This is a genomic window from Mediterraneibacter sp. 210702-DFI.3.120 (genome assembly GCF_020561005.1).
Lineage (GTDB): Bacteria > Bacillota > Clostridia > Lachnospirales > Lachnospiraceae > Mediterraneibacter > Mediterraneibacter faecis.
Genome location: NZ_JAJCNG010000001.1, coordinates 210,536 through 236,630, shown reverse-complemented (window position 1 = coordinate 236,630; position 26,095 = coordinate 210,536). Strand labels below are relative to the sequence as shown.

General features: G+C 42.7%; 25 protein-coding genes. 24 read left to right on the top strand and 1 reads right to left on the bottom strand.

All coding sequences use genetic code 11. From position 1 onward, the window contains the following. Position 1 precedes the first annotated feature (1 nt). From fabF to LI162_RS01115, 21 genes are all read left to right on the top strand, one after another. Positions 2–1,240 carry a beta-ketoacyl-ACP synthase II gene (gene fabF / locus LI162_RS01215; RefSeq protein ID WP_015528347.1) on the top strand — a complete coding sequence of 413 codons (1,239 nt, stop codon included), beginning with the start codon at positions 2–4 and terminating at the stop codon, positions 1,238–1,240. Positions 1,241–1,252: 12 nt separating this feature from the next. Beyond that, a complete protein-coding gene (accB, locus tag LI162_RS01210; RefSeq protein WP_015528346.1) occupies positions 1,253–1,744 on the top strand; it encodes an acetyl-CoA carboxylase biotin carboxyl carrier protein in 492 nt (163 codons plus the stop codon). Between the two features lie 15 nt (positions 1,745–1,759). Then, positions 1,760–2,191 (top strand): 3-hydroxyacyl-ACP dehydratase FabZ, encoded by a 432-nt coding sequence (fabZ, locus tag LI162_RS01205; protein WP_015528345.1) that lies wholly within the window; start codon positions 1,760–1,762, stop codon positions 2,189–2,191. Between the two features lie 20 nt (positions 2,192–2,211). Further along, the gene (locus LI162_RS01200) at positions 2,212–3,561 is read left to right on the top strand and encodes an acetyl-CoA carboxylase biotin carboxylase subunit (protein WP_226900994.1); all 1,350 of its coding nucleotides are present in this window, start codon (positions 2,212–2,214) and stop codon (positions 3,559–3,561) included. Beyond that, positions 3,548–5,266 (top strand): acetyl-CoA carboxylase carboxyltransferase subunit alpha, encoded by a 1,719-nt coding sequence (locus tag LI162_RS01195; RefSeq protein ID WP_227155520.1) that lies wholly within the window; start codon positions 3,548–3,550, stop codon positions 5,264–5,266. Before LI162_RS01200 ends, LI162_RS01195 begins: the two co-directional genes overlap by 14 nt. A gap of 126 nt (positions 5,267–5,392) precedes the next feature. After that, entirely contained in the window at positions 5,393–5,839 is a 447-nt protein-coding gene (locus LI162_RS01190; RefSeq protein ID WP_015528342.1) for a MarR family winged helix-turn-helix transcriptional regulator, read from the top strand. Between the two features lie 175 nt (positions 5,840–6,014). After that, positions 6,015–6,518, top strand: coding sequence for a DUF6465 family protein (locus LI162_RS01185; RefSeq protein ID WP_055146210.1), 504 nt, complete (start codon positions 6,015–6,017; stop codon positions 6,516–6,518). Positions 6,519–6,865: 347 nt separating this feature from the next. Next, the gene (locus LI162_RS01180) at positions 6,866–7,600 is read left to right on the top strand and encodes an NAD-dependent protein deacylase (protein WP_227155518.1); all 735 of its coding nucleotides are present in this window, start codon (positions 6,866–6,868) and stop codon (positions 7,598–7,600) included. Positions 7,601–7,659: 59 nt separating this feature from the next. Further along, positions 7,660–7,884 carry a small, acid-soluble spore protein, alpha/beta type gene (locus tag LI162_RS01175; RefSeq protein WP_055157607.1) on the top strand — a complete coding sequence of 75 codons (225 nt, stop codon included), beginning with the start codon at positions 7,660–7,662 and terminating at the stop codon, positions 7,882–7,884. Between the two features lie 133 nt (positions 7,885–8,017). After that, positions 8,018–8,701, top strand: coding sequence for a WecB/TagA/CpsF family glycosyltransferase (locus tag LI162_RS01170; protein WP_020436407.1), 684 nt, complete (start codon positions 8,018–8,020; stop codon positions 8,699–8,701). A gap of 235 nt (positions 8,702–8,936) precedes the next feature. Continuing rightward, positions 8,937–10,028 (top strand): PucR family transcriptional regulator, encoded by a 1,092-nt coding sequence (locus LI162_RS01165; protein WP_015528338.1) that lies wholly within the window; start codon positions 8,937–8,939, stop codon positions 10,026–10,028. 36 nt (positions 10,029–10,064) lie between these two features. Beyond that, entirely contained in the window at positions 10,065–10,751 is a 687-nt protein-coding gene (gene ftsE, locus LI162_RS01160; RefSeq protein WP_055146204.1) for a cell division ATP-binding protein FtsE, read from the top strand. Continuing rightward, entirely contained in the window at positions 10,741–11,694 is a 954-nt protein-coding gene (ftsX, locus tag LI162_RS01155) for a permease-like cell division protein FtsX (RefSeq protein ID WP_055146201.1), read from the top strand. Before ftsE ends, ftsX begins: the two co-directional genes overlap by 11 nt. Positions 11,695–11,706: 12 nt before the next feature. After that, entirely contained in the window at positions 11,707–12,870 is a 1,164-nt protein-coding gene (locus LI162_RS01150) for a murein hydrolase activator EnvC family protein (RefSeq protein WP_227155516.1), read from the top strand. A 121-nt stretch (positions 12,871–12,991) separates the two neighbouring features. After that, complete coding sequence (locus LI162_RS01145; protein WP_227155514.1) at positions 12,992–14,212, top strand: S41 family peptidase; 1,221 nt, start codon at positions 12,992–12,994, stop codon at positions 14,210–14,212. Positions 14,213–14,672: 460 nt separating this feature from the next. Continuing rightward, complete coding sequence (gene aspS / locus LI162_RS01140; RefSeq protein ID WP_020436411.1) at positions 14,673–16,004, top strand: aspartate--tRNA(Asn) ligase; 1,332 nt, start codon at positions 14,673–14,675, stop codon at positions 16,002–16,004. Between the two features lie 140 nt (positions 16,005–16,144). Then, a complete protein-coding gene (locus LI162_RS01135) occupies positions 16,145–17,371 on the top strand; it encodes a hypothetical protein (protein ID WP_227155512.1) in 1,227 nt (408 codons plus the stop codon). 76 nt (positions 17,372–17,447) lie between these two features. Beyond that, positions 17,448–17,741, top strand: a complete 294-nt coding sequence (gene gatC, locus LI162_RS01130) for an Asp-tRNA(Asn)/Glu-tRNA(Gln) amidotransferase subunit GatC (RefSeq protein WP_055157609.1) — start codon at positions 17,448–17,450, stop codon at positions 17,739–17,741. 14 nt (positions 17,742–17,755) lie between these two features. Continuing rightward, on the top strand, positions 17,756–19,246 hold the full coding sequence (gatA, locus tag LI162_RS01125; protein ID WP_020436414.1) for an Asp-tRNA(Asn)/Glu-tRNA(Gln) amidotransferase subunit GatA: 1,491 nt from the start codon (positions 17,756–17,758) through the stop codon (positions 19,244–19,246). A 2-nt stretch (positions 19,247–19,248) separates the two neighbouring features. Then, positions 19,249–20,682, top strand: a complete 1,434-nt coding sequence (gene gatB, locus LI162_RS01120; protein WP_227155505.1) for an Asp-tRNA(Asn)/Glu-tRNA(Gln) amidotransferase subunit GatB — start codon at positions 19,249–19,251, stop codon at positions 20,680–20,682. A gap of 344 nt (positions 20,683–21,026) precedes the next feature. Then, the gene (locus LI162_RS01115) at positions 21,027–22,067 is read left to right on the top strand and encodes a DnaJ C-terminal domain-containing protein (RefSeq protein WP_227155503.1); all 1,041 of its coding nucleotides are present in this window, start codon (positions 21,027–21,029) and stop codon (positions 22,065–22,067) included. A gap of 188 nt (positions 22,068–22,255) precedes the next feature. Here the strand turns inward: LI162_RS01115 and LI162_RS01110 are convergent, their stop codons facing one another. Then, positions 22,256–23,116 carry a class I SAM-dependent methyltransferase gene (locus LI162_RS01110; RefSeq protein WP_227155501.1) on the bottom strand — a complete coding sequence of 287 codons (861 nt, stop codon included), beginning with the start codon at positions 23,114–23,116 and terminating at the stop codon, positions 22,256–22,258. A 391-nt stretch (positions 23,117–23,507) separates the two neighbouring features. On the opposite strand from LI162_RS01110, the gene LI162_RS01105 reads away from it, so the two are divergent. The 3 genes from LI162_RS01105 to LI162_RS01095 are packed head-to-tail and all read left to right on the top strand — an operon-like array spanning position 23,508 to position 26,081. Next, a complete protein-coding gene (locus LI162_RS01105; protein ID WP_227155499.1) occupies positions 23,508–24,533 on the top strand; it encodes a methionine ABC transporter ATP-binding protein in 1,026 nt (341 codons plus the stop codon). After that, the gene (locus tag LI162_RS01100; protein WP_020436418.1) at positions 24,533–25,201 is read left to right on the top strand and encodes a methionine ABC transporter permease; all 669 of its coding nucleotides are present in this window, start codon (positions 24,533–24,535) and stop codon (positions 25,199–25,201) included. The genes LI162_RS01105 and LI162_RS01100 overlap by 1 nt, the downstream gene beginning before the upstream one ends. Before the next feature lie 31 nt (positions 25,202–25,232). Continuing rightward, entirely contained in the window at positions 25,233–26,081 is an 849-nt protein-coding gene (locus tag LI162_RS01095) for a MetQ/NlpA family ABC transporter substrate-binding protein (RefSeq protein ID WP_227155497.1), read from the top strand. Positions 26,082–26,095: the final 14 nt, after the last annotated feature.

Sequence of the window (26,095 nt, the reverse complement as noted above, 5' to 3'; positions counted from 1 at the left end):
AATGAAGAGACGAGTTGTTGTAACCGGAATGGGTGCGGTGACACCGATTGGAAATACAGTAGAAGAATTCTGGAACGGAATCAAAACAGGTAAAGTTGGAATTGGTCCGATCACAAAATTCGATACAACAGATTATAAGGTTAAGCTGGCAGCAGAAGTGAAAGATTTCGTTGGAAAAGAACGAATGGATTTCAAGGCAGCAAAGAGAATGGAATTGTTCTCCCAGTATGCGGTTGCAGCAGCAAAGGAAGCATTTGCGGATGCGGGACTTGATATGGAGCAGGAAGATCCTTACCGTGTGGGAACGATCATCGGTTCAGGTATCGGAAGTCTCAGCTGTGTAGAGCAGAATTACGACAAGATCCAGACAAAAGGACCGGCGCGTGTAAATCCATTGATGGTTCCGTTGATGATCTCCAATATGGCAGCAGGAAATGTATCTATCCAGCTTGGACTGAAAGGAAAATGTACAGATGTCGTGACAGCATGTGCATCAGGATCTAACAGTATCGGAGATGCACTCCGTGCGATTCAGTATGGTGACTTGGATGTTTGTGTTGCAGGGGGTACAGAGAGCTGTATCTGTCCGACCGGAATTGCAGGATTTACTGCGTTGACAGCACTGTCTACAAATGAAGATCCAATGACAGCTTCCCGTCCGTTTGATCAGGACAGGGATGGATTTGTCCTCGGAGAAGGAGCCGGAATCGTAGTTCTGGAAGAACTTGAACACGCGAAAGCGAGAGGCGCGAAGATTTACGCAGAACTCGCTGGGTACGGCTCTACAGGAGATGCTTATCATATTACATCTCCGGCAGAAAATGGAGAAGGAGCCGGAATGGCGATGAAACTTGCAATGAAAGAGGCTGGTGTGGCACCGGAAGAAGTGGATTATATCAATGCCCATGGAACAAGTACACATCACAATGACCTCTTTGAGACGCGTGCGATCTGTTATGCATTAGGAGATGCAGCCGAAAATGTAGTTGTCAATTCAACAAAATCTATGATCGGTCATCTTCTTGGAGCAGCAGGAGCAGTAGAATTTGTTGTCTGCGTAAAGAGTATTCTGGATAATTTCATCCATCAGACAGTTGGTACAAAGAATGTAGATCCGGAATGTGGATTGAATTATGCAGTAGGCGCACCGGTAGAGAAAGAAGTGAATTGTGTAATTTCTAATTCTCTTGGGTTTGGTGGGCACAATGTGTCTCTTCTTGTAAAACGTTTCGAAGAGTAAGGAGAAGCGAAGATGAAGATGGAAGAAATATTGAAGCTGATCGAAGCAGTCTCTGCTTCTGAGCTTACAGATTTTAAATATGAAGAAAATGGAACAAAGCTGAATCTGAAGAAAGAACAGCAGAAGGTGGAGATTATACAGAGTCCGGGAGTAGTTCCGGTGACAGGAACTGTCACAGCAGGTCTTCAGACAGCAGAAATTCTGCAAAATCCAGGAAATGAAGCGGATCACACACAGGAAGAGCATCAGGAAGTGATAAAAGAAACAGAAGGTGAACTGATCGTTTCACCTCTGGTTGGAACTTTCTACGCAGCACCGGCAGAGGATGCACCGAGTTTTGTTAAGGTTGGTGACAAGGTCGAAGCCGGACAGGTTGTCGGAATCATAGAAGCGATGAAACTTATGAATGAGATTGAGAGTGAATGTGCCGGTACAGTTGCAGAAGTTCTTGTAGAGAACGGAGAACCGGTAGAATACGGCCAGCCGATTTTTAGAATTGTTTAAGAAAGGAATTCAGATATGAATAGTTTAAATGTAGAACAGATTCAGGAAATCATTCCGCACAGACATCCATTTCTTTTGATTGATAAGATTGAAGATTATGTTCCGGGAGAATATGCAATTGGATACAAAGGTGTTTCTTATCATGAGGATTTCTTTCGTGGACATTTCCCACAGAAAGCAGTAATGCCTGGAGTTCTGATTCTTGAGGCACTTGCTCAGACAGGAGCTGTGGCAATCTTAAGTGTACCGGAGAATCAGGGAAAGATTGCATTCTTCGGTGGTGTACAAAAATGTCGCTTCAAAGGAATGGTATTTCCGGGAGATCAGTTGAAATTAGAGACAAAGATTATTAAAAGAAAAGGACCGGTAGGCGTAGGAGAAGCTGTGGCAACAGTTAACGGAAAGGTCGTTGTTACGGCAGAACTTACATTTATGGTTGGAGAATAAAAAAATCAGGAGCAGAAGAAATGATAGAGAAGATTTTAATTGCGAACAGAGGGGAGATTGCAGTCCGGGTGATCCGCGCCTGCAGAGAAATGGGAATCCGTACGGTTGCTGTTTACTCTGAGGCAGATAAAGATGCGCTGCATACCCAGCTCGCAGATGAAGCAGTCTGTATAGGTCCTGCTCCATCCGCAGAAAGTTATCTGAATATGCAGAATATCATCAGTGCAACACTTGTGTCCGGCGCAGATGCAATCCATCCGGGATTTGGATTCCTTTCTGAAAACAGCAAATTTGCAGAACTGTGTGAACAGTGCAAGATCACATATATCGGACCGGATTCAAAGGTGATCAGTGCTCTTGGAAATAAATCCGTTGCAAGAAATACGATGGTGGAAGCAGGTGTTCCGGTTATTCCGGGAAGCAAGGAGCCTGTCTATACCGTAGAAGAAGGCGAGAAGATCGCTGGTGAGATTGGTTATCCAATCATCGTTAAGGCAGCACTTGGCGGTGGAGGAAAAGGAATGCGTGTCGCACAGACACCGGACGAGTTCCAGGCAAGTTTCCAGACAGCACAGAAAGAAGCGCAGATGGCATTCGGAGACGGAACAATGTATCTGGAACATTTTGTAGAACATCCGCGTCATATAGAATTTCAGATTCTTGCAGATAAGTATGGAAATGTGGTCCATCTTGGAGAAAGAGACTGTTCCATTCAGAGAAATCATCAGAAGATGATCGAGGAATCTCCGTCAGAAGCACTGACACCGGAATTGAGACAGAAGATGGGAGAAGCGGCTGTGAAAGCGGCGAAGGCAGCTCATTATACGAATGCCGGAACGATTGAATTTCTCTTAGAAAAGAGTGGAGCCTTTTACTTTATGGAAATGAATACAAGAATCCAGGTAGAACATCCGGTGACAGAATGGGTGACAGGAATCGATCTGATCAAAGAGCAGATTAAGATTGCAGACGGACAGAGACTAAAGCTTCAGCAGAAAGACATCAAGATCACAGGTCACGCGATCGAATGCAGGATTAATGCAGAGAACCCGAAAAAGAATTTCCGCCCGTCTCCTGGAAAAATCACAGATGTACATTTCCCGGGTGGTGAAGGCGTACGTGTAGACAGTGCGATTTACACAGGATATGAAGTTCCGCCTTATTATGATTCCATGCTTGCGAAACTGATTGTACATGCTGACGACAGAGAAGAGGCTATTCGTAAAATGAGAAGCGCACTTGGCGAAGTTATTATTGAAGGTGTGGACACAAATATTGATTATCAGTATGAGATTTTGAATCATAAAAAATTCATATCTGGAGATATTGATGTGGAGTTTATCGGAGGAATGATGAATGAGACTGCATAATATGTTTAAAAAGACCGGAGAGAAGATCACTTCGATTCATTCACGAAACAGAAGAAGGCCGGAAGCACCGGAAGGAATCTTGAAAAAATGTAATAAATGCGGTGCAGCAATCTTAACAGATGAAGTAATCAACGGAAAATATATTTGTCCTAAATGTCATGGATACTTTCGTATTCCGGCATATAAGAGAATTGAGCTTGTGACAGACGCAGGCTCTTTTGAAGAATGGAATGAAAAGATCGATGAAGGGGAAAGACCGGAGAATCCGTTGGATTTCCGGGGCTATACAGAAAAAGTCGAAGCTTTAAGAGTAAAGACAGGGCTTGATGAAGCGGTTGTTACAGGAAAAGCAACAATCTGTGGGTATCCGGTTGTGATCGGGGTCTGTGACGGAAGATTTATGATGGCCAGTATGGGACATGCGGTAGGAGAAAAGATTACCCGTGCAGTCGAGCGTGCAACAGAGGAGAGGCTTCCTGTTGTTCTTTTTACCTGTTCCGGAGGCGCACGTATGCAGGAGGGAATCATTTCCCTGATGCAGATGGCAAAGACTTCAGCAGCACTGAAACGCCACAGTGATGCAGGCTTTCTTTATATTCCGGTATTGACTGATCCAACTACGGGAGGTGTCACAGCAAGCTTTGCTATGCTTGGAGATATCATTCTTGCAGAACCGGGAGCACTGATCGGATTCGCCGGTCCGCGTGTGATCGAGCAGACGATCGGACAGAAATTGCCGGAAGGATTCCAGAGAGCTGAATTCCTTCTTGAGCATGGATTTGTTGATCAGATCGTAACCAGGGATGAGATGAAGGAAGTACTGGGGCAGATTCTGAAAATGCATACGGTTACAGATGAAAAGAAAGAAGACTGTCCGGAAAAGAAAAAAGAGAACAGAAAAAACATATCTGCAGTAAAAGAAAATGTGTCAGCCTGGGAGCGTGTTCTGAAATCCAGGGAAAAAGAACGCCCGGTCGGTAAGGATTATATTGACAGATTGTTTACAGATTTTGTAGAATTACATGGAGACAGATATTATAAGGATGATCCGGCAGTAGTAGGAGGAATTGCGTATTTTCATGGAAAAGCAGTTACTGTGATCGCCCAGTGCAAAGGAAAGACAACGAAAGAAAATCTGGAACGGAATTTTGCAATGCCGTCTCCGGAAGGTTACAGAAAAGCACTGCGTCTGATGAAACAGGCAGAGAAGTTCCAGCGTCCGGTCATCTGTTTTGTGGATACTCCGGGGGCTTTCTGCGGAATGGAGGCAGAAGAGCGTGGACAGGGTGAGGCAATTGCCCGGAATCTGTATGAGATGTCAGCTTTGAAAGTGCCGGTTCTTTCAATTGTAATCGGAGAAGGTGGAAGCGGCGGTGCGCTTGCACTTGCAGTTGCAGATGAAGTGTGGATGATGGAGAATGCAGTGTATTCAGTACTTTCACCGGAAGGGTTTGCAAGCATTTTGTGGAAAGACAGCAAGAGAGCGTCAGAGGCGGCAGGGGTGATGCGTCTGACAGCAGCAGATCTTAAGGAACTTAAGGTGATCGAAGAAATAATTTGCGAGCCTGAAGTGTACCGGGAAGATACGATGGTTCCTGTGCTCTGTGAACTGGAAGAGAAGATGGAACATTTCCTTGAACAATATGGAAGCCTTTCAGAAAAACAACTGACAGATAGAAGATACGACAGATTTCGTCGAATGTAAGAGATAGAAAACATGGCATTGTCTGAATTAAGATAGCAGACCAGAATGAAAGTGATCCCGGAAGATTGAATAGAGAAGAGCTGTTTGAAGAGATCAGAGAACAGTAGAAGACGAGGAGGAAAAAAGATGGATGCGTATAATACCATCAATGACATTCTGGTACATTTATTTAATGAAATCTGGGAGCTGGAGAAAAAGGCAATCATTACAGAGGAGTTTAAAGACATCACAAACAACGATATGCATATAATAGAAGCAATCGGTGTTTCAGGAAAGACAACGATGTCTGTAGTGGCAAAGAAGATGAAGATTACGGCAGGGTCTCTGACCACAGCGGTGAATGGGCTGGTAAACAAGAAGTATGTAATGCGTGCCCGCGGTGAAGAGGATCGAAGAGTGGTGTATATCTGGCTGACAGAAAAAGGGGAGAAGGCTTACTATCATCACGAGGAGTTTCACAGGGAGATGACAAATGCTGTGCTGAACAGACTGGATGAAAAAGAGATTCCGGTTCTTATGAAGACATTGGACGGACTTTCAGAATTTTTCAGGGGATATTCTTCAGAGGAATAAAATGATAATTATCAAGGAAAATTTGACGTTTTGTCAAAAATGAGTTACAATAATCTGTATCGTGAATAATTTATCATTACGGACAAAAGTTCTTGTTATTATTTCGCGTTAAGAATAACATTGTAATGAGGTAGTGCCAATATACTTGGGTGTATATTTTAGGAGGGAAACAAGTATGGTAACAAAGAAGACATCTTCAACAACAAAAGCTGAAACAGCAACAGTAAAGGCAGAGAAGAAAGAGACAGCAGCTGCGAAAGCAATCGAGACAAAGAAAGACACAACAAAGAAACTTGAAACAAAGGCAGCAGTGCTGGTAGATACACCAGAAGTTCAGGCAGAAGAAGTGAAAGAGACAGTGAAGAAGGCAGCTAAGAAGGTTGCAGCAAAAGCAGAAGATACAGCTGAAAAGGCTGTAAAGACTGTAAAGAAAGCAGCAGCTAAGAAGACAGCAACTAAGACTACAAAGAAAGCTGATCTGAAGACAGAATTCTTCCTTCAGTTCTCTGGTAAAGAGTATACAGAGAAAGAGATTCTTAAGAAAGTCAAAGATGTATGGACAAAGGATTTGAAGAATAAAGTCGGAGACATGAAAGATGTTAAGATTTATCTGAAACCGGAAGAGTCAGCAGCATATTATGTTGTTAATGGAGATACAACAGGAAAAATCGATCTGTAAGATATAAATAAAAGATATAAGATCGCTTTCCGGACGTACCGGGAACAGGTTTACTTAAGAAAAGACAGGGAGTCAGACACAGCTGAATGCAGGTGAAGGACGGACCTGTCTTTTTAATATATTAGGAAAGTGCTTTCCTAATATATTAAAAACGCTCCGCTAAGGATGCGCACTGCGGCGTACAAGGTAGGTGTCGCAAGCGACCGCCGCAGGCGCAAGAATGTGCCTTTGCACATTCTTTGTTCTATATTAGGAAAGTCCTTGTAAACATTTCACCGGTGCAGAAGGCAGTGTGCCTTAAGGTGACAGGAATCTGGCAAGTGTGGTTTGAGAAAGGAGTATGCAAGATGTACGAGAAAGAGATTGAGCAGCTGCAGGCAATGATTGATGAGAGTAACCGGATCGTGTTTTTCGGAGGAGCCGGTGTATCAACAGAAAGTAATATTCCGGATTTTCGAAGTGCAACAGGAATTTATCATCAGAAATATAAGTATTCACCGGAACAGGTGGTCAGTCATAGCTTTTTTATGAAATATCCGGAAGCATTCTATGAGTTTTATAAAGAGAAGATGATGATTTTGGATGCGAAGCCAAATGCTGCCCATCTGAAACTGGCAGAATTGGAGCAGGCCGGAAAATTGCAGGCTGTTGTGACACAGAATATTGATGGACTGCATCAGGCGGCAGGAAGCAGAAAAGTCTATGAACTTCATGGAAGCATCCACAGAAATTACTGTATGAAATGTGGGAAGTTCTATGATGCGGAATATGTGAAGAATTCAGAAGGAATTCCGAGATGCAGCTGCGGCGGGATGATTAAGCCGGACGTAGTACTTTATGAAGAGGGACTTGACCAGAAGACGATCCAAGGGGCAGTCGAAGCAATTTCATCAGCCGACATGCTGATCATCGGAGGTACTTCCCTTGTTGTTTATCCGGCAGCCGGTTTTATTGATTATTTTCACGGAAAACACATTGTTGTGATTAATAAATCAGAAACAGCCAGAACTGTCCGGGCAGAGCTTGTAATATCGGCTCCGATCGGAGAGGTTCTTGGTGCGATTCATGTAAGTGGCGAATAAAATTTCTTTTCCTGTAAATACTTCTGAAAAGGAGGATGCTGTATGCAGCAATAAGAAGTATGGGAAGAAAAAAGGAAAAGACAATCAATCTTACAGAACTTGAACCGGAAGAAAAACTGAAGTATGAGATAGCAGAAGAATTAGGCCTTTTAGATCGCGTGATGCAGGATGGGTGGAAGTCATTAACATCAAAAGAGACAGGACGAATTGGCGGAATGGTCACCGGAAGAAGACGAGAGATAAAAAAACAGACAAAAATTGCGGATAAAAATGATGAAAGATAAACAAAAGTAAAATTTTGAATGACACAGCTTTTGACAAATCAGGATAAATTTGGTAAAATAGACAGAATTGGGAGAAATTATTTTGCGTTAGAATTCGCAGAGCTTTTGGAAAGTGATAACTTTGGTGGCATAAATGACAGAAAAAATTTCAATATTTGATGTGGAGATTTCCTGCATCAAGGCAAAAGAAGCAATGATGCAGGCAATCGGATTCATGAAAGGCGATTCCGTCAATACCATTGAACTTGTATCGATGGAATCTCTGATGAAAGAACATGAAAATCCGGAGTGGAAAAAAAAGGTTTCAATGCAGGATCTTGTCCTTCCGGGAAGTGTAGAGATTCTTGAGGCAGCGAAAACGGATGATGCAAGATTGCTGCGTGAGACGGATAATAAATTATTCTTAAGAATGTTTTTGAAATATTTACAGAAGAACCATCATAAGATCTATCTTCTGGCAGCCAGTCAGGAGGAACTGGTAAAAGCAGAGGAAGCTCTTGCAAGGTATAATCAGGGAATCCGTGTGGTAGGAGATGCCGTGATCCATCTGGAAGACGGAGAGTTGACAGATGCAGACAGGATCCATGGAATAGTGAATGCAGTCAATGGCTCAGAGGCAGATTGTATTTTATCAGTCCTTCCATCGCCGGCGCAGGAAGATTTTATTGAACAGAACCGGGCATTGATCGACACAAGAGTCTGGATTGGCTGTGGATCAGTTCTGATGCGCAGCTTTGACGACAGAAAGATGACAAGCCGGATAAAGAGAATGTTAGTAAAGAAAGTATTTCGCTATAAAGTAGAGAAGCAGAATTAGTCTTTGTGAAGAATGCTAAAAGATAAAAATGTGAATATTTCATAGATTCGACTAAGAAATGCATAAAAAAGATGGATTTCCTCTTTCTTTTTTTGCTGTTTTGCCTTAATATAATATAAGGGTATGTGTACGGATAAATAATGCATACAAAAAAATTGTGGAATATGCACATGCGTGTTACTACTTACAGTTTGCTGTAATCAGCAATACATCGTACAGAGTGGAGGAAAAAAGGATGATTTCGAATCAGATACTTCAAAACACTATTGAAGGATTAAAGGGAATATCAAGGGTTGATTTCTGTGTACTCGACACAGAAGGCAAGGAACTTGCAGCAACATTTGATATGGCAAAAGATTGTGGGGAAGCGGTTCTTTCTTTTGTTGAATCCCCGGCAGACAGCCAGGTGATCCAGGGATGCCAGTTCTTTAAGATCTTTGACGAACAGCGTTTGGAATATGTTTTGCTTGCAGATGGCGAGACAGAAGATGTGTATATGCTCGGTAAGATTGCGGCATTTCAGATCCAGAGTCTGCTTGTAGCCTATAAGGAGCGTTTTGACAAAGATAACTTTATCAAAAATCTTCTTTTAGACAACCTTCTTTTGGTTGATATTTACAATCGTGCAAAGAAATTACATATTGACACAGAAGTAAAACGTGTTATCTTTATTATTGAAACATCGCACGAGAAAGACAGTGCTGCACTTGATAATGTGAGAAATCTTCTGGGAGGAAAGTCAAGAGACTTTATCACAGCTGTTGATGAGAAGAATATTATTGTTGTGAAAGAACTCTCAGATAAGGACGGCAATAAGGAACTTGAGAAGATGGCGAAAGAGATGCTGGATACGCTCCAGGCAGAGGGAGGCGACGAGCAGATCCATATTGCATACGGAACCATCGTAAGTGATATCAAGGAAGTATCCAAGTCATACAAAGAGGCGAAGCTTGCACTTGATGTAGGTAAGATTTTCTTTGATGAGAAGGATATCGTTGCTTATACAACACTTGGAATCGGTCGTCTGATCTATCAGCTGCCGCTGCCACTTTGTAAGATGTTTATCAAAGAGATTTTCGAAGCAAAATCTCCGGATGACTTTGATGAAGAGACATTGACAACGATCAATAAGTTCTTTGAGAACAGTCTTAATGTATCAGAGACATCCAGACAGCTCTATATCCACAGAAATACACTGGTATACAGACTGGATAAGCTTCAGAAGAGTACCGGTCTGGATCTGCGTGTGTTTGAGGATGCCATTACTTTCAAGATTGCCTTAATGGTAGTAAAGTATATGAAGTATATGGAGACATTAGAGTACTAGAACCGTAGGAGTATAGATAAGTTTTAGGAGGAACATATGATTGAATTAAGGAATGTGACGAAGGAGTATTCCAAAGGTCACGCAGCCTTGAATGGTGTTTCCGTGAAGATTGAACGCGGAGAGTTCGTATTCATCGTTGGTGACAGTGGATCAGGTAAGTCTACATTGATCAAATTGATCATGAAAGAGTTGAATCCGACCGAGGGTACAATTATCGTCAACGGCCAGAATTTGAACCGTATGAAACACAGAAACATTGCTAAATACAGAAGAGGACTTGGAGTTGTATTCCAGGATTTCCGTCTTCTGAAGGATCGTAATATTTATGAGAATATTGCATTCGCTTTGCGTGTGACTGAGACACCGACCCGTGTGATCAAGAAGAAGGTACCGGCAGCTCTGTCACTGGTAGGACTTGCACAGAAGTATAAGTCATTCCCAAAGGAACTCTCAGGTGGAGAGCAGCAGCGAGTAGCGATTGCAAGAGCAATTGTAAATGAACCTGCCATTCTGCTGGCGGACGAGCCGACAGGAAACCTTGACCCGACAAACTCATGGGAGATCATGAGTCTGTTAAAAGAGGCGAATGAGCGTGGAACAACAGTACTTGTTGTTACACATAACCAGGAGATCGTAAACGAGATGAACGAACGCGTCATTACTATGAAGCAGGGCGTAATCGTCAGTGATGAGAAAAAAGGTGGGTATATAGATGAGGATTAGTACATTTGGATACGTTGGAAAGCAGGGCGTTAAGAATATCTGGAGAAACAAGATGTTTTCACTCGCATCCATAGCGACGATGTCAGCATGTATTTTCCTGTTTGGATTGTTTTTCTCGATACTTGTTAACTTCCAGTATATTATTAAAAGTGCAGAAGAAGGTGTTGCAATCACCGTACTCTTTAATGATGACGCAACAGAGGAACAGAAGAAAGAGATCGGTGAGCAGCTTGAATCCCGTGATGATGTTTCGGAAGTGAAGTATGTGTCAGCAGATGATGCATGGGCAGAATTCCAGAAAGATTATTTTGGAGACAACCCGGAACTTGCAGAAGGTTTTAAGGATGATAACCCGCTGGCACATTCTGATAACTATGAAGTCTACATGAAGACGGTAAAAGGTAATAATAAGGATCTGATTGCGAAGAGTAAGTCTCTTTCAGCTACGCAGCAGGATCTGGTTAAATTTGCACAGAGTCTGGACGGAGTTAGACAGGTCAATAAGTCAGATGTTGTAGCGAACACACTTTCCAGTGTGAATATGCTTGTTGCATATGTTTCAATTGCGATTATCGCAATTCTTCTCGGAGTATCGATCTTCCTGATCAGTAATACGGTAACAACAGGTATTACAGTCAGAAAAGAAGAGATTGCAATCATGAAATATATCGGAGCGAAGGACTTTGTAGTAAGATCACCATTCGTAATCGAAGGTCTGATCATCGGATTATTCGGTGCAGTTATTCCGCTTGCTCTGTTATATTTCCTTTATGACAAGGCTGTAGTATATATTATGGAGAAGTTTAGCATTCTGAAGAATATCATTACATTCCTTCCGGTTGGAAATGTATATATCTATTTGTTGCCAATCGGGCTTGCAATGGGAATTGGAATTGGATTCCTCGGAAGTTACTTCACTGTTCGTAAGCACTTAAGAGTGTAATAGGAGATACCTATGAAAAGACGGATGAGAAAGGTGACAGCACTGGTTCTGTCAGTCGGAATGATGCTGTCAATGACAATTACTTCCGGTGCTGTGACAATTGATGAAGCGCAGAAAAAAGCAGATGAGCTGCAATCACAGAAGAGTGCAGCTCAGGCTGAAAAAGATACACTTGCTGCGAAACTTAATTCCATAATTGACCAGATGAACAAGACACAGGAAGAATTAAGTGCCAAGGAAACTGAAATTTCAACAGCTGAGGAAGAGCTTGTACAGGCGAAGGTTGATGAGGATGATCAGTATAACAGCATGAAGAAGAGAATCAAATTCATGTATGAGGGTGGTAATACCAAGTTCCTTGAGATACTGATGTCCAGCAGCAATATTGGTGATCTGCTCAATAAAGCGGAGTATGTATCAAAGCTTTCTTCCTATGACAGAGATATGCTTGTTGCTTTTCAGGAAACGGTGAAAGCTGTAGAAGAAAAGGAAGCAAAGCTTAAAGATGAGTATGAGAAACTGAATACATTACAGACAAGCTTGGTAAGTCAGCAGACGGAAGCACAGAATCTGATCAGCAGTAAGGAAGCACAGATTGCGGAGATTCAGAATCAGATTACAGATAATGCGAACCTTCTTGCAGACCTCAAGGCGAAAGCAGAAGCAGCAAAACGTCTTCAGGAAGAGCAGGCAGCGGCGGCTGCTGCTGCTGCGGCAAAGAAGAACAATAGCGGAAGCAGTAGTAACGGAAGCAGTAGTTCCAGACCGGCTTCCAGCGGAAACGTGGTGAGCGGAAGTGGATATTTTACACATCCATGTCCGGGAATGACGTACCAGTCCAGTTATTTTGGAGAGGTTCGATCTTTCGATTCAAGACCACATAAAGGAAATGATTATGCCGCACCGACAGGAACACCTACATATGCAGCAGCAGCCGGAACAGTCATTACGGCAGGCTGGAGCAACAGTGCAGGAAACTGGGTTGTTATAAGCCATGGAAATGGATTGGTGACAAAGTATATGCATCACAGCTCAATTTGTGTGAGTGCCGGTCAGAGAGTAGCAAAAGGACAACAGATTGGATATGTTGGTTCTACAGGATATTCAACCGGAGCACATCTACATTTCCAGGTGGAGCTTAACGGAACACCAGTGAATCCAAATAATTATATGTAAGACAAAGGGATTCAAAATCTTCCTTTCATGTTTACATGAAAGTGATTCAAAGAATAAAGGGGGACAAAGTGGAAGATTCTGCTTTGTCCTTTTCTTTAAATAACAGCGAAAGGGACAGACAATGGAACAGAAAAAGAAAAAGGGATATGGAGCCGGGATTGTTACCGGAATTCTTGCAACAGTTCTTGTCAGCCTGCTTCTCCTTGGGGGATTCAGGGTCATTACGAACACAGCCGGCAGTTATGCATCTGGTAAAGTGACAGAAAAAGAGGTATCAAAAAAACTGAATAAGCTGAATGCTTTGATTGATAAATATTATCTGTATGAAGATGAAATTGATACAGATAAGCTGGCAGAAGGAATTTATTCCGGATATACGAGTGCACTGGGAGATAAGTACACTGTTTATTATGATGAAGATGAGACGAAAGCTCTGATGGAATCAACAAGCGGAACATTTTCAGGTGTGGGTGCAACGCTGACAAAAGATGCGGATACGGGCTATGCCACAATTGTAAATGTCTATGAAGACTCTCCGGCAGAGAAAGCAGGACTGAAAGCAGGAGATATTCTGGAGAAAATCGATGACCACGAGGTTGGTGATGAGCAGCTTGACACGGTGGTGTCCTGGATTAAAGGAGAAAAGGGAACAGAGGTAAAGATTACAGTTCTCAGAGACGGAGAAGAGCTGGAACTGACTGCCACACGAGATACGATCGAAGTGAAGACAGTTTCGTATGAGATGAAGGAGAACCAGATTGGCTATATCAGAGTGTCTGAGTTTGATACAGTAACTTATGACCAGTTTAAAGAAGCGTTGGACGATCTTGAAAAGCAGGGAATGCAGGGTCTTATTGTTGACCTGAGAAACAACCCGGGCGGAAGTCTTGATACAGTTACAAATATGCTGCGTCTGCTTCTTCCGGAAGGTACAATTGTATCAACAAAGGACAAGAATGGAAAGACAGACGAAATCACTTGTGACGGAACTCATGAATTTAAGAAACCAATGGCAGTTCTTGTAAACCAGTACAGTGCCAGCGCATCTGAAATCTTCAGCGGTGCAGTACAGGATTATGGAACAGCGAAGATTGTCGGAGTTACAACGTATGGAAAAGGTGTTGTGCAGCAATTGATGGATCTGGGAGATGGAACCTGTCTGAAAGTGACGATTGCAGAGTATTATACTCCAAATGGAAGAAGCATCAATGGGAAAGGTGTTGAGCCGGATGTCGAGGTGGAGTATCAGTATGACGAAGAGAATCCCAAAGCGGATAACCAGCTGGATCAGGCATTAAGCACAGTACAGGAAGAAATTGTTGAAAGTACACAAAACCGATAGGTTGAAAAAGCCTCATTCTGATAAAATGTTAAAATGTGTGACAATTCAGATAAAAACTCTTGAAAATCAAAAAATGATGTGCTAATATTGGAAACAAGTTTTAGCAGACTAAAGTGCTGAACCAGAAAAAGGCTAAGAACAAGACTCTGATTCACAGAAACTGACAGGAAGTTGGCGTCACCGACTGAGAGCGCCGGACAGCGGAGCGGATTAAGGGAACACTTGGGAGCTGGCTGTCTGAACAGATGAAGTAGGGCAGCACGTGGAGCATACGTTACATGCAAAGAGTGGAATCTGGCTTACACAGGGATAAGATTTGAAATGTGAAGACTGAGATTCAATGCGGGTGGTACCGCGGATATTATGATTGTAATTTCCGTCCCGGGATACTGATGTATCCCGGGACTTTTTGTATAGAAAAGTTCTTCTCGGGATGCTGGAATCTGAAAGGAGAAGAATTATGGAATTTGTAACAGGTGTAAAAAAGAAGGAAACATTGGAACTGAGTGAACTTCTCGAAGAGGGAAGAATTGGAACTGAAGTGAAAGTAAATGGTGCGATCCATACGATCCGTGATATGGGAACAATTGCATTCATTATTCTCAGAAAAAGAGAAGGACTTGTTCAGTGTGTATATGAAGAAGATATTTCCAAATTTGACTTGAAAGATGTGAAGGAAGCAGATACAGTAGAGGTAACAGGTGTGCTTGTAGAGTCTGCGAAAGCTCCGAATGGGATTGAGATTCGCCTTGGTGAATTGAAGATCTTAAGTGAGCCGGCAGAGCCAATGCCGCTTCCGATTGCAAAGTGGAAGCTGAACACATCTCTGGAAGCAAAATTAAACTACAGACCGATTTCTCTGAGAAATATCAGAGAGCGTGCGAAGTTCAGAATTCAGGAAGGAATCGTAAGAGGGTTCCGTGATTTCCTTTATAAAGAAGGATTTACAGAGATCCATACTCCGAAAATCGGTGCCAAGAGTGCAGAGGGCGGTGCGAACCTTTTCCGTCTGGAGTATTTCCACAGACCGGCGATCCTTCAGCAAAGCCCACAGTTCTATAAGCAGATGATGGTCGGAGTATTCGACAGAGTCTTTGAGACAGCGCCAGTATTCCGTGCAGAGAAACACAACACAAAGCGTCATCTGAATGAGTACACAAGCCTTGATTTCGAGATGGGATATATTGATGGATTTGAAGATATCATGGCAATGGAAACGGGATTTCTTCAGTATACGATGGAGCTGTTGAAGAAAGAGTATGCAAGAGAACTTCAGATTCTGAATATCGAAGTACCGAAGACAGATAATATTCCGGCAGTAAGATTCGACGAGATCAAACGACTGGTATCCGAGAAGTATGACAGAAAGATCAAGAACCCATTTGACCTGGAACCAGAGGAAGAGACATTGATCAGCCGTTATGCGAAGGAAGAATGGGATGCAGATTTTGTATTCGTTACTCATTATCCATCAAAGAAACGTCCATTCTATGCAATGGATGATCCGGAGGATCCGACTTACACGCTCAGTTTTGACCTGCTTTTCAGAGGAATGGAGATCACAACCGGCGGACAGCGTATTCATGATTATCATGAACTTCTTGCGAAGATGGAGAAGCGAGGTATGACAGATGAAGGCATGGAGCAGTATTTAAGTGCATTTAAGCATGGAATGCCACCACACGGAGGTCTTGGAATAGGTATGGAACGTCTGACAATGAAGATGATGAACGAAGACAATGTAAGAGAAACAACATTATTCCCAAGAGACTTAAGTCGTCTGGAACCATAAGAAGAGAATACAAAAAACGGGTCAATCCCCCTGGATTGAACGAAAAAACTGTTGGATGTGAAGGTCTGAACTTAGAAAGAGAACTGCCCACAGGATGTTGTGGTCAGAAACTTAAGGAGTAGAAACGAGGGAGGATCTTTATGTTTAAGAAAAAAGAATGTTATCTTTGCGGAGGTAAATTAATTAATGGCCGTTGCAGTTCCTGCGGGCTGGATAACACAAAGCTAGACAAAAAGAATTACAGGCTGAATGAGAGCAGTTTTGACCGCAAGAAAAAAATGACATATTCCCAGAAACGACAGAATGACACTGGAGAGACAAAAAACCGGGAGAAAAAGAAGGATGCGGGACATCTCTGTGAGAGTCATAACGGACGGAAAAGAACGCAGACAGAATATCAGCAAAAAGAAAATCCGAGGATTGAAATCCCACAGACAGGGCAGATGCAGCCAGGTGGGCCGACGGTATTTAATCCGGCAAGGAAGGCTCATACAGGATCTTATGAGGAACAGAAAAAAGCAAGGAAAATCAGTGGAATTCTTGCGGGAATTATCGTGGCAATCGTATCATTTACAAGCATTGCAGGTTCAGTTGGTGATTTCATTTCCTCATTTGGGGATGATTTCCATTCCTCAGATTATGACTGGAATGATGATGGCAGCGAAGTGGAGTCTGAGTATGATCCATATATGAATACAACGAGAGAACTTTCTGAAACAGGAGCAACTTATGACTGTGTATTAGGATATGGGGAGTATGAAATCGGAGCACAGATCCCGGAAGGGACTTATGAAGTGGAGCTTGTCTCAGGAGAAGGCTCCATGCAGCAGGATGATCCTGAGAATTCGATTTATTACTATTCTTATTTTAGTGAAGATGAGTCAGATACGGATGCAGGAGATTATCTGGACGATGTGAGATTGTATACAGGAGGTCATCTGAAGATTGATACAGGACTGGTTGTCCAGTTTCATTCTGAGAATGCACAGACGGAACAGATGCAGCTGGAAGAAAATCCGCTGACGGAGCAGGTAACATTGAAAGCCGGAAACACTTATACGGCGGGAACAGATTTCCCGGCAGGATGGTATGATGTGACCGAGGCATCAGGAGTCGACTGGGCGGAGCTTCATTACAAGATTTATCTTGGTGATCTTTATGATAAGGAAAATGAAAATCTCAATTATGAAAACTATGGACTCTGGTTTTATGATACAGATGGGTCAGAATCTTATAGAAATGCAGTTTTCCCGGAAGGGACGGAGCTGGAAGTGGATGATGGGGATTTAATCCTGACGCCGTCCGGCTCAGTAAAAAACCAGAACTATGACAGTTTCTATGATATGTACCGCTACAGGTCGCAATAAGATGAGAAATTTATGATACTGATTTTGGAAATTGTCAGGATTAGCAAAGACAGAGTAGAAAGAAAGGATGATTAAATTGGCAAATAAAATATCCGATGAAACAATCGAGTATGTAGGAATCCTTGCAAAGCTGGAACTTTCAGAGGAAGAGAAAGAAGCAGCGAAAAAAGACATGGAGCAGATGCTGGATTATATAGATACATTAAATGAACTTGATACAGCAGGAATCGAACCGATGTCTCACGTATTTCCGGTACAGAATGTGTTCCGTGAAGATGTGGTGACAAATGGCGATAACAAAGAAGCGACACTTGCGAATGCACCACTTCGTAAAGAGGACAGTTTTGAAGTGCCGAAGACAATTGGTTAAGGGAGTGAGAGCAGATGGATTTATTAAAACTTACAGCCCTTGAACTGGGCGAGAAGATCAAAGCAAAAGAAGTAACTGTACGAGAAGCAGTCGATGCAGTGATTGGACAGATCAAAGAAGCGGAGTCAGAGATTCACAGCTTTGTGACGATAGATGAAGAAGGTGCTTATGCACAGGCAGAGGAAATTCAGAAGAAAATAGATGTGGGCGAACTGACAGGTCCACTTGCAGGAGTTCCGGTTGCGGTAAAGGATAATATGTGTATCGAGGGACAGCTTACCACATGTAGTTCAAAGATTCTTTCCAACTTCAAACCGACCTATACGGCAGAGGCAGTTGAGAACCTCAGAAAAGCAGGAGCGGTTATCATTGGTAAGACAAACATGGATGAATTTGCCATGGGAAGTACAACAGAGACGTCTTATTACGGACCGACACGCAATCCGCACAACACAGCGCATGTTCCGGGAGGTTCTTCCGGTGGTTCCTGTGCGGCAGTGGCAGCGTCCGAATGTTATTATGCACTTGGATCTGATACCGGCGGATCCATTCGTCAGCCGAGTTCTTTCTGTGGAGTTGTCGGACTAAAACCAACTTATGGAACCGTTTCCCGATATGGACTTATCGCATATGGATCTTCTTTAGATCAGATTGGACCGGTAGCGAAAGATGTATCGGATTGTGCGGCAATTCTTGAAGCAATTGCATCCCATGATCCGAAGGACAGCACTTCCATGGATCGTGATGATTGTGATTTCACAGAAGCACTTGTCGATGATGTGAAAGGACTCCGTATTGGAATCCCAAGAGACTATATGGGAGAAGGTCTGGATCCTGAAGTAAATGATGCTGTGATGAAGGCAGCAAAAGTACTCGAAGAAAAGGGTGCGATTGTTGAGGCGTTTGATCTGCGACTTGTAAAATATGCAATCCCTGCTTATTATACGATCGCAGATGCAGAGGCAAGTTCTAACCTGGAACGTTTTGATGGTGTGAAATATGGTTATCGTACGAAAGATTACGATGGACTTCATAACATGTACAAGAAAACACGTTCAGAAGGATTTGGTCCTGAAGTAAAGAGAAGAATCATGCTTGGATCTTTTGTCTTAAGTTCAGGATATTATGATGCTTACTATCTGAAGGCACTTAGAACAAAAGCTTTAATCAAGAAAGAGTTTGACCGTGCATTCCGTAATTATGACATCATTCTCGGACCGGCAGCACCGACAACTGCTCCGGAGCTTGGAAAGAGCTTAAGTGATCCGATGAAGATGTATTTGGGAGATATTTATACAATCTCAGTCAATCTTGCAGGTCTTCCGGGAATGAGCGTTCCGGTTGGAAAAGACAGCAAAGGACTTCCAATCGGTATGCAGCTGATCGGAAATGTATTTGAAGAAAAAACTTTGATCCGTGCAGCATATACCTATGAGTGTGCGACAAAGAAGATGCATGAAACACCGGCATCTGTCGGTCTTATGTCAGAAAAGGAGGTGCGTTAACAATGGCAAAGCAGTATGAGACAGTCATTGGACTGGAAGTGCATATTGAGCTGGCTACAAAGACAAAGATCTTCTGTGGATGCAGCACAGAATTCGGTGGCGCACCGAATACACATACTTGTCCGGTATGTACCGGTATGCCGGGATCGCTTCCGGTGTTGAATAAACAGGTTGTAGAATATGCTATGGCGATTGGTCTTGCAACAAACTGTAAGATTACACAGGTATGCAAATTTGACCGTAAAAATTATTTCTATCCGGATAACCCGCAGAACTATCAGATTTCCCAGCTGTATCTCCCGATTGCCAGAGATGGATATGTAGAGATCGAGAGTGGTTCGGGAAAGAAGAAAGTAAGAATCCACGAGATGCATATGGAAGAAGATGCAGGTAAGCTGGTTCATGATGAGTGGGATGATACTTCACTTGTCGATTATAACCGAAGTGGTGTGCCACTTGTAGAGATCGTATCTGAACCGGATATGCGTTCCGCGGAGGAAGTTATTGCTTATCTTGAAAAACTGCGTATGATCGTGCAGTATTTAGGAGCATCTGATTGTAAGCTTCAGGAAGGTTCTATGCGTGCAGATGTCAACCTGTCTGTCCGTGAAGTCGGATCCGATCAGTTTGGTACAAGAACAGAGATGAAGAACCTGAACTCATTTAAGGCAATCGCACATGCAATTGAAGGCGAGCGTCAGAGACAGATTGAGTTGATCGAAGAAGGAAAACAGGTTGTACAGGAGACAAGACGCTGGGATGACAACAAAGAGCATTCTTATGCAATGCGTTCCAAAGAGGATGCACAGGATTATCGTTATTTCCCGGAACCGGACCTTGTTCCGATCGTGATCAGTGATGAATGGATCGAGAAAATCAAATCTCAGCAGCCGGAACTTCGTACGGAGAAGCTGGAGCGTTACAAGGAACAGTTTGATATTCCGCAGTATGACGCAGAGATCATCACAGGTTCTAAGAAAATGGCCGATCTTTTTGAGGCAACAACAGCAATCTGTGAGAAACCGAAGAAAGTTGCAAACTGGCTGATCGGAGAGACCTTCCGTCTGATGAAAGACAATGGAATGGAGCCGGAAGATTTAACATTCTCTCCGGAGAACCTGGCAAAATTAATTGATCTTGCGGATGCAGGAACCATTAACAGTTCTGTGGCAAAAGATGTATTCAAGCAGATTTTCCAGGAGGATATAGATCCTGAGAAATATGTCGAAGAACACGGGCTTAAGATGGTGAACGATGAAGATGCACTCCGTGAGACAGCTGCTAAAGTGATCGCAGACAACCCACAGGCAGTCGCAGACTTCAAAGGCGGTAAAGAGAAAGCGATCGGAGCACTGTTTGGACAGACAATGCGCGCCATGAAAGGGAAAGCAAATCCTGGAATGGTAAATCAGGTGCTGCGAGAGTTGTTGAAATAAAAATTGATTTGTCTGTTAAGATTCCTGTAAATGGAACAGATACATTTATTGACTAAGAGCCAGAGCAGTTACCGTGAGTGGTGTCTGTCTGGCTCTTACTAACATACGGAACAAAGTGTATTCGGAACGCTCCTGCCTTACATGTGTCCTCAACAATAAAGAGACAAAAGCACTTGGTTATTCAAACGAGAAGTGATAGTTCAATAGTGACGGAGCCAACCAGACAAATCTAATTTGTTGTATTGACAGTTTGAAAAATGTCTGCTATATTACAAGTAGAACACAGAGAAATAATAAACTATATATGTTCAAAACAACAAGAGATTCGGAAGGATGTGGAAAGAATGAAACGAGATTATTATGAAGTGCTTGGACTGTCAAAGGGCGCAGAGGATAAAGAAATAAAGAGAGCATATCGTAAGCTGGCGAAGAAGTATCATCCGGACACGAATCCTGGGGATAAAGAAGCGGAGAAGAAATTCAAAGAAGTGACGGAGGCATACTCTGTACTGAGTGATCCGGAGAAGAAGAAACTGTATGACCAGTTCGGTCATGCTGCATTTGATCAGAGCGGTGCTGCAGGTTCCGGATATGGAAATGCCGGTACAGGTGGCTTTGGAGGATTCGGTGGAAACGGCGGATTCAAAGGCGGTACTTACCGTAGTTATGGTGGACCGGGAAGTGGATATCAGGAGTATCATTTCGAAGGTGGCGACATGGATGACATGTTTGGTGACATTTTCGGAAATATGTTCCATGGAGGAAGTACTTCAGGACGCAGTAGAAGGACATCAGGATTTACCGGAGGATTTGGAGGTGAAAGCTTTAAATCAAAAGGTTCTGATATCAAGGCAGGTATCACTGTAGGATTTGACGAGGCTGCATTTGGTGGAGATAAGGTTATTACCCTGAGTAATCCGGAGAATCCGGGACAACCGGGACAGTCACTGAAGGTTCATATTCCGGCAGGTATTGATAACGGAAAGTCAATCCGCTTAAGAGGAAAGGGAATGCCGGGAACCGGTGGTGGTGAAGCCGGAGATCTTCTGTTGAAAGTAACAGTTGCTCCGAAACCTGGATATGAGCGGAAAGGTATGGATGTATATACAACCGTATCTGTTCCATATACAACAGCTGTATTCGGAGGAGAGACACTGGTACACACCTTGTACGGAGATGTTATGTGCAAGATCAAAGAGGGAACACAGTCAGGTTCCAAGATCCGTCTGAGAGGCAAGGGAATCGTTTCGATGAAAGATTCATCCGTTCACGGAGATCAGTATGTAACCATTCAGATCGAAGTGCCAAGAAACTTAAGTCCGCAGGCAAGACAGAAATTAAAAGAGTTTGAAGAAATCTGTCAGGGGAGTTCAAGAACAGCATAAATAAATGAAAAGACCAGAGGCTTGTTTTACAAATTGAAACAAGAACCTCTGGTCTTTTCTGCTGTTTAGAATATTGCTGTAGCTGTTTAGAAGTTACTGTGAGCAGTAACGTTTTGCACAGGTACAATTTATAGCCACTGACTCAGAAATTTGAAGCCAGTAACAAACGAATTATAATTGGGATTTTGCTAGTCACGTTCCCAACGACCGGAAGCACCACATGGAAGAACCAATCCTGAATCTGTAACAGGAAGTCCGATCTCCTGAGAATCTACATGTCCGTTCCAAGGTTTTAATTCAGTTGAGATCATGTAGGTAAGTACGGCAGGAGCAAGTCCTGTTGTATAAGAATTCACAAGGAAGAACAGTGCATCCTTGGAAAGAATCTTTGTACAAAGCTTGATGAGTGGATGGATCATATCTTCAATCTTCCAGATCTCGCCTTTTGGTCCACGCCCATATGACGGCGGATCCATAATGATTGCATCATAAGTGTTGCCACGGCGGATCTCGCGCTCAACGAACTTCACACAGTCATCGACAAGCCAGCGGATCGGTGCATCTCCCAGACCGGAAGAAACCGCATTCTCCTTTGCCCATGTCACCATACCCTTAGATGCATCTACATGAGTAACCTGCGCTCCGGCAGCTGCCGCTGCAAGTGTAGCACCTCCGGTATAAGCAAAAAGGTTCAGCACCTTGACCGGATGTCCAGCATTCTTAATCTTCTCAGAGAACCAGTCCCAGTTAGTTGCCTGCTCTGGGAAGAGTCCTGTGTGCTTGAAACTAAATGGTTTTAAATTAAATGTGAGAGAACCGTAATGGATCTGCCACTGCTGTGGGAGACTAAAAAACTCCCATTCACCGCCACCCTTTTTGCTACGGTGATAATGTCCGTTCATCTCTTTCCAACCGCGGTTCTTCTTAGGCGTATCCCAGATGACCTGCGGGTCCGGACGGACAAGAAGATAATTTCCCCAACGCTCAAGCTTTTCGCCACCTGAGCAGTCAAGAATTTCGTAGTCTTTCCAATTATCTGCAATCCACATGAATTAGTTAATCCTTTCTACAAAAAATACTTGTAATCATACAGAGACAATCTCAAAAAACGATACATTTTTGAAATTGTTTCGTTTTATATCGTCTATAACATTTCTATTATAATAGAAAGTCCTATGGTAATGCAATGAAAATTTTCAGATTCAGAAATCAAGTGTTGCCAGCCGGTATTGTTCACACGATGTGTGAACAGCATTCTTATAGTGGGACTGGTTAAAATGCACTAATAACCTACTAAACAGATAGGAATATAAAAGCAAAACGCCGAAAACATATAAAACCTATTGACGTAGTAGGTTAATAAGGTGTATCATACGCCTATCGAATCTGAGATGCGAAAAAGTAACAGTGTTACATCAAATGATAGATGGAGTGATGAGTATGATAAAAGTAGAACATGCAAACAAAACATTTTCCGGGAAATACGGTACGGTACATGCGTTGCAGGATGTCAGCATTCATGTACAGAAAGGTGACATCTACGGAATTATCGGATTTTCCGGAGCAGGTAAATCAACTTTGATCCGGTTGGTAAATGGATTAGAGACACCGGATACGGGAAATGTTATAGTCCAGGGAGAAAATCTTGGGAATCTGAAAAAAACGCAGCTTCGCAAGCTTAGAAGAAAAATCGGAATGGTTTTTCAGCAATTTAATCTTCTTGAATCAAAAACAGTGTATCACAACATTGCATTGCCATTGATTCTTGAAAAGGCACCAAAGGAAGAGATTGATAAGAAAGTAAAAGAAGTACTCCGGTTTGTAGAACTGGAAGATAAGAAAGATGTTTATGTAAGCCAGCTTTCGGGAGGACAGAAACAGAGAGTGGGAATCGCAAGGGCACTGACAACAACACCGGACATCCTGCTCTGTGACGAGGCAACAAGTGCACTGGATCCACAAACTACAGAATCCATTCTGAAACTGCTTAAGAAGATCAACCGGGAGATGGGAGTTACAATCCTTCTGATCACACATCAGATGCAGGTCGTTCAGATGATCTGTAATAAAGTAGCAGTTATGGAGAACGGACAAGTAGTAGAGTCCGGAAGTGTGCTTGATGTATTCGGAAAGCCACAGGCACCTGTTACAAGAAGATTTGTTCAGACTGTAGTAAATGATCAGATTCCGGAAAGCATTCTAAGTCTTGTGAAAGAACAGAAAGAACATTTCCGGGTAGAGAGGCTTAAGTTTATCGGAAGCAGTGTAAAACGACCTGTGATTTCAGATATCTGTCATGTGGATGGAATTGTAGTAAATATTCTGGGAGCGACCGTGCAGGAATTGCAGGAGAATGTAATGTGTGTGTTCATTTTGCAGCTGATCGGAATGGAAGAGAAAATATTAGAAGCTGAGAAACAGATTGATGAGAATGGAGTAATCAGAGAAAGAGTGGAGGCGATTTAATGGAACAAGAGTATTTTGGAGTATCACTGGAAAAGTTACTGACCAGTGGTGGACAGACATTATATATGGTTGCATGGTCACTGATTATTGGAACAATCATAGGAATTATTTTGGCACTGATCCTTGTACTTTGCCGTAAGGGAGGACTGATAGAGAATCTGATCCTTTACAATATTGTAAGTATCTATATTAATATAGTAAGAAGTATTCCATTTGTAATCTTACTGGTAGCGATCATGCCGTTGACAAGGGCAATTGTTGGAACGACCATCGGAAGTACAGCATCACTTGTCCCGCTTGTTATTTATATCAGTCCATATCTTGCACGCTTGATGGAAAATAGCTTACTGGAGATTAATCCGGGTATTCTAGAAGCGGCTGAAGCAATGGGGGCATCTACCTGGCAGACGATTCGGTATTTTCTGCTTCCGGAAACACTTGGGTCTATCGTACTCGCATTGACAACAGGTACGATCGGGTTGCTTGGAGCATCAGCGATGGCTGGATATGTAGGCGGAGGAGGTGTCGGAGACCTGGCACTGACTTATGGATATCAGAGGATGAATACACCATTGATGATTTTTACTGTAGTTGTACTGGTTGTATTTGTACAGATCCTTCAGCTTGCAGGAAATACAATTTCAAGAAAACTCAGACAACATAGATAATTGATTAAGAAAGAACGAGGAGGATTATATTATGAAAATCAAGAAAATTATTGCAGGATTATTAGTAGCGACAACAGCATTCAGCCTGGCAGCATGCGGAAATTCAGGTTCAGGAGATACGAAGAAAAGTGACGCGGATACATCAGAGAAAAAGGAAATCGTCTATGGAAAATCCCAGGGACCATATACAGAACTTTTCGAAGATGCAATTGTTCCAATTCTTGAGAAAGAAGGATATACACTGAAAGCTGTTGACCTTTCAGACCTTCAGACAGCAGATGTTGCACTGAATGATGGAGATGTAGATGTCAATGTAGAACAGCATACAGCATACATGGACAATTTCAATCAGAGTTATAACGCAGATCTGGTTGCAATCAGTCCGATTCCAACTGTTCCGGCAGGAGTTTATTCAGAAAAATACGATTCTGTAGATGAAATCCCGGATGGTGCGAAGGTTGCAGTCCCAAATGATGCGTCCAACACAGCACGCTGCTATCTGATGCTTCAGAAAATCGGCTGGATCAATCTTGACGAGAATGCTGATCCATCCACAGTTACACAGGATGATATTGTAGAGAACCCACATAATATTGAATTTACAGAAATGAACAGCATGACAATTCCGGCAGCAGAATCTGATTTTGATTATATTGCAATCACAGGAAGTGTTGTATATAATGCAGGCATTGATGCTTCTACAGCACTGGCCAATGAAGATATTTCAGATTATCTTGTACTTCAGGTTGTTGTAAAAGAAGAGAACAAAGATGCAGATTGGGCACAGGCAATCGTGGACGCATACCACTCAGATGAATTCAAACAGTATATGAAAGAAAACAATGATGGATTATGGTGGATCCCGGAGGAGCTTCAATAATTAAGAAAGGCAGT

Bases quoted from the DNA above. Each gene is read 5' to 3' on its own strand.
- fabF (WP_015528347.1), top strand. From the start codon at position 2: ATGAAGAGACGAGTTGTTGTAACCGGAATGGGTGCGGTGACACCGATT.
- accB (WP_015528346.1), top strand. From the start codon at position 1,253: ATGAAGATGGAAGAAATATTGAAGCTGATCGAAGCAGTCTCTGCTTCT.
- fabZ (WP_015528345.1), top strand. From the start codon at position 1,760: ATGAATAGTTTAAATGTAGAACAGATTCAGGAAATCATTCCGCACAGA.
- LI162_RS01200 (WP_226900994.1), top strand. From the start codon at position 2,212: ATGATAGAGAAGATTTTAATTGCGAACAGAGGGGAGATTGCAGTCCGG.
- LI162_RS01195 (WP_227155520.1), top strand. From the start codon at position 3,548: ATGAGACTGCATAATATGTTTAAAAAGACCGGAGAGAAGATCACTTCG.
- LI162_RS01190 (WP_015528342.1), top strand. From the start codon at position 5,393: ATGGATGCGTATAATACCATCAATGACATTCTGGTACATTTATTTAAT.
- LI162_RS01185 (WP_055146210.1), top strand. From the start codon at position 6,015: ATGGTAACAAAGAAGACATCTTCAACAACAAAAGCTGAAACAGCAACA.
- LI162_RS01180 (WP_227155518.1), top strand. From the start codon at position 6,866: ATGTACGAGAAAGAGATTGAGCAGCTGCAGGCAATGATTGATGAGAGT.
- LI162_RS01175 (WP_055157607.1), top strand. From the start codon at position 7,660: ATGGGAAGAAAAAAGGAAAAGACAATCAATCTTACAGAACTTGAACCG.
- LI162_RS01170 (WP_020436407.1), top strand. From the start codon at position 8,018: ATGACAGAAAAAATTTCAATATTTGATGTGGAGATTTCCTGCATCAAG.
- LI162_RS01165 (WP_015528338.1), top strand. From the start codon at position 8,937: ATGATTTCGAATCAGATACTTCAAAACACTATTGAAGGATTAAAGGGA.
- ftsE (WP_055146204.1), top strand. From the start codon at position 10,065: ATGATTGAATTAAGGAATGTGACGAAGGAGTATTCCAAAGGTCACGCA.
- ftsX (WP_055146201.1), top strand. From the start codon at position 10,741: ATGAGGATTAGTACATTTGGATACGTTGGAAAGCAGGGCGTTAAGAAT.
- LI162_RS01150 (WP_227155516.1), top strand. From the start codon at position 11,707: ATGAAAAGACGGATGAGAAAGGTGACAGCACTGGTTCTGTCAGTCGGA.
- LI162_RS01145 (WP_227155514.1), top strand. From the start codon at position 12,992: ATGGAACAGAAAAAGAAAAAGGGATATGGAGCCGGGATTGTTACCGGA.
- aspS (WP_020436411.1), top strand. From the start codon at position 14,673: ATGGAATTTGTAACAGGTGTAAAAAAGAAGGAAACATTGGAACTGAGT.
- LI162_RS01135 (WP_227155512.1), top strand. From the start codon at position 16,145: ATGTTTAAGAAAAAAGAATGTTATCTTTGCGGAGGTAAATTAATTAAT.
- gatA (WP_020436414.1), top strand. From the start codon at position 17,756: ATGGATTTATTAAAACTTACAGCCCTTGAACTGGGCGAGAAGATCAAA.
- gatB (WP_227155505.1), top strand. From the start codon at position 19,249: ATGGCAAAGCAGTATGAGACAGTCATTGGACTGGAAGTGCATATTGAG.
- LI162_RS01115 (WP_227155503.1), top strand. From the start codon at position 21,027: ATGAAACGAGATTATTATGAAGTGCTTGGACTGTCAAAGGGCGCAGAG.
- LI162_RS01110 (WP_227155501.1), bottom strand. From the start codon at position 23,116: ATGTGGATTGCAGATAATTGGAAAGACTACGAAATTCTTGACTGCTCA.
- LI162_RS01105 (WP_227155499.1), top strand. From the start codon at position 23,508: ATGATAAAAGTAGAACATGCAAACAAAACATTTTCCGGGAAATACGGT.
- LI162_RS01100 (WP_020436418.1), top strand. From the start codon at position 24,533: ATGGAACAAGAGTATTTTGGAGTATCACTGGAAAAGTTACTGACCAGT.
- LI162_RS01095 (WP_227155497.1), top strand. From the start codon at position 25,233: ATGAAAATCAAGAAAATTATTGCAGGATTATTAGTAGCGACAACAGCA.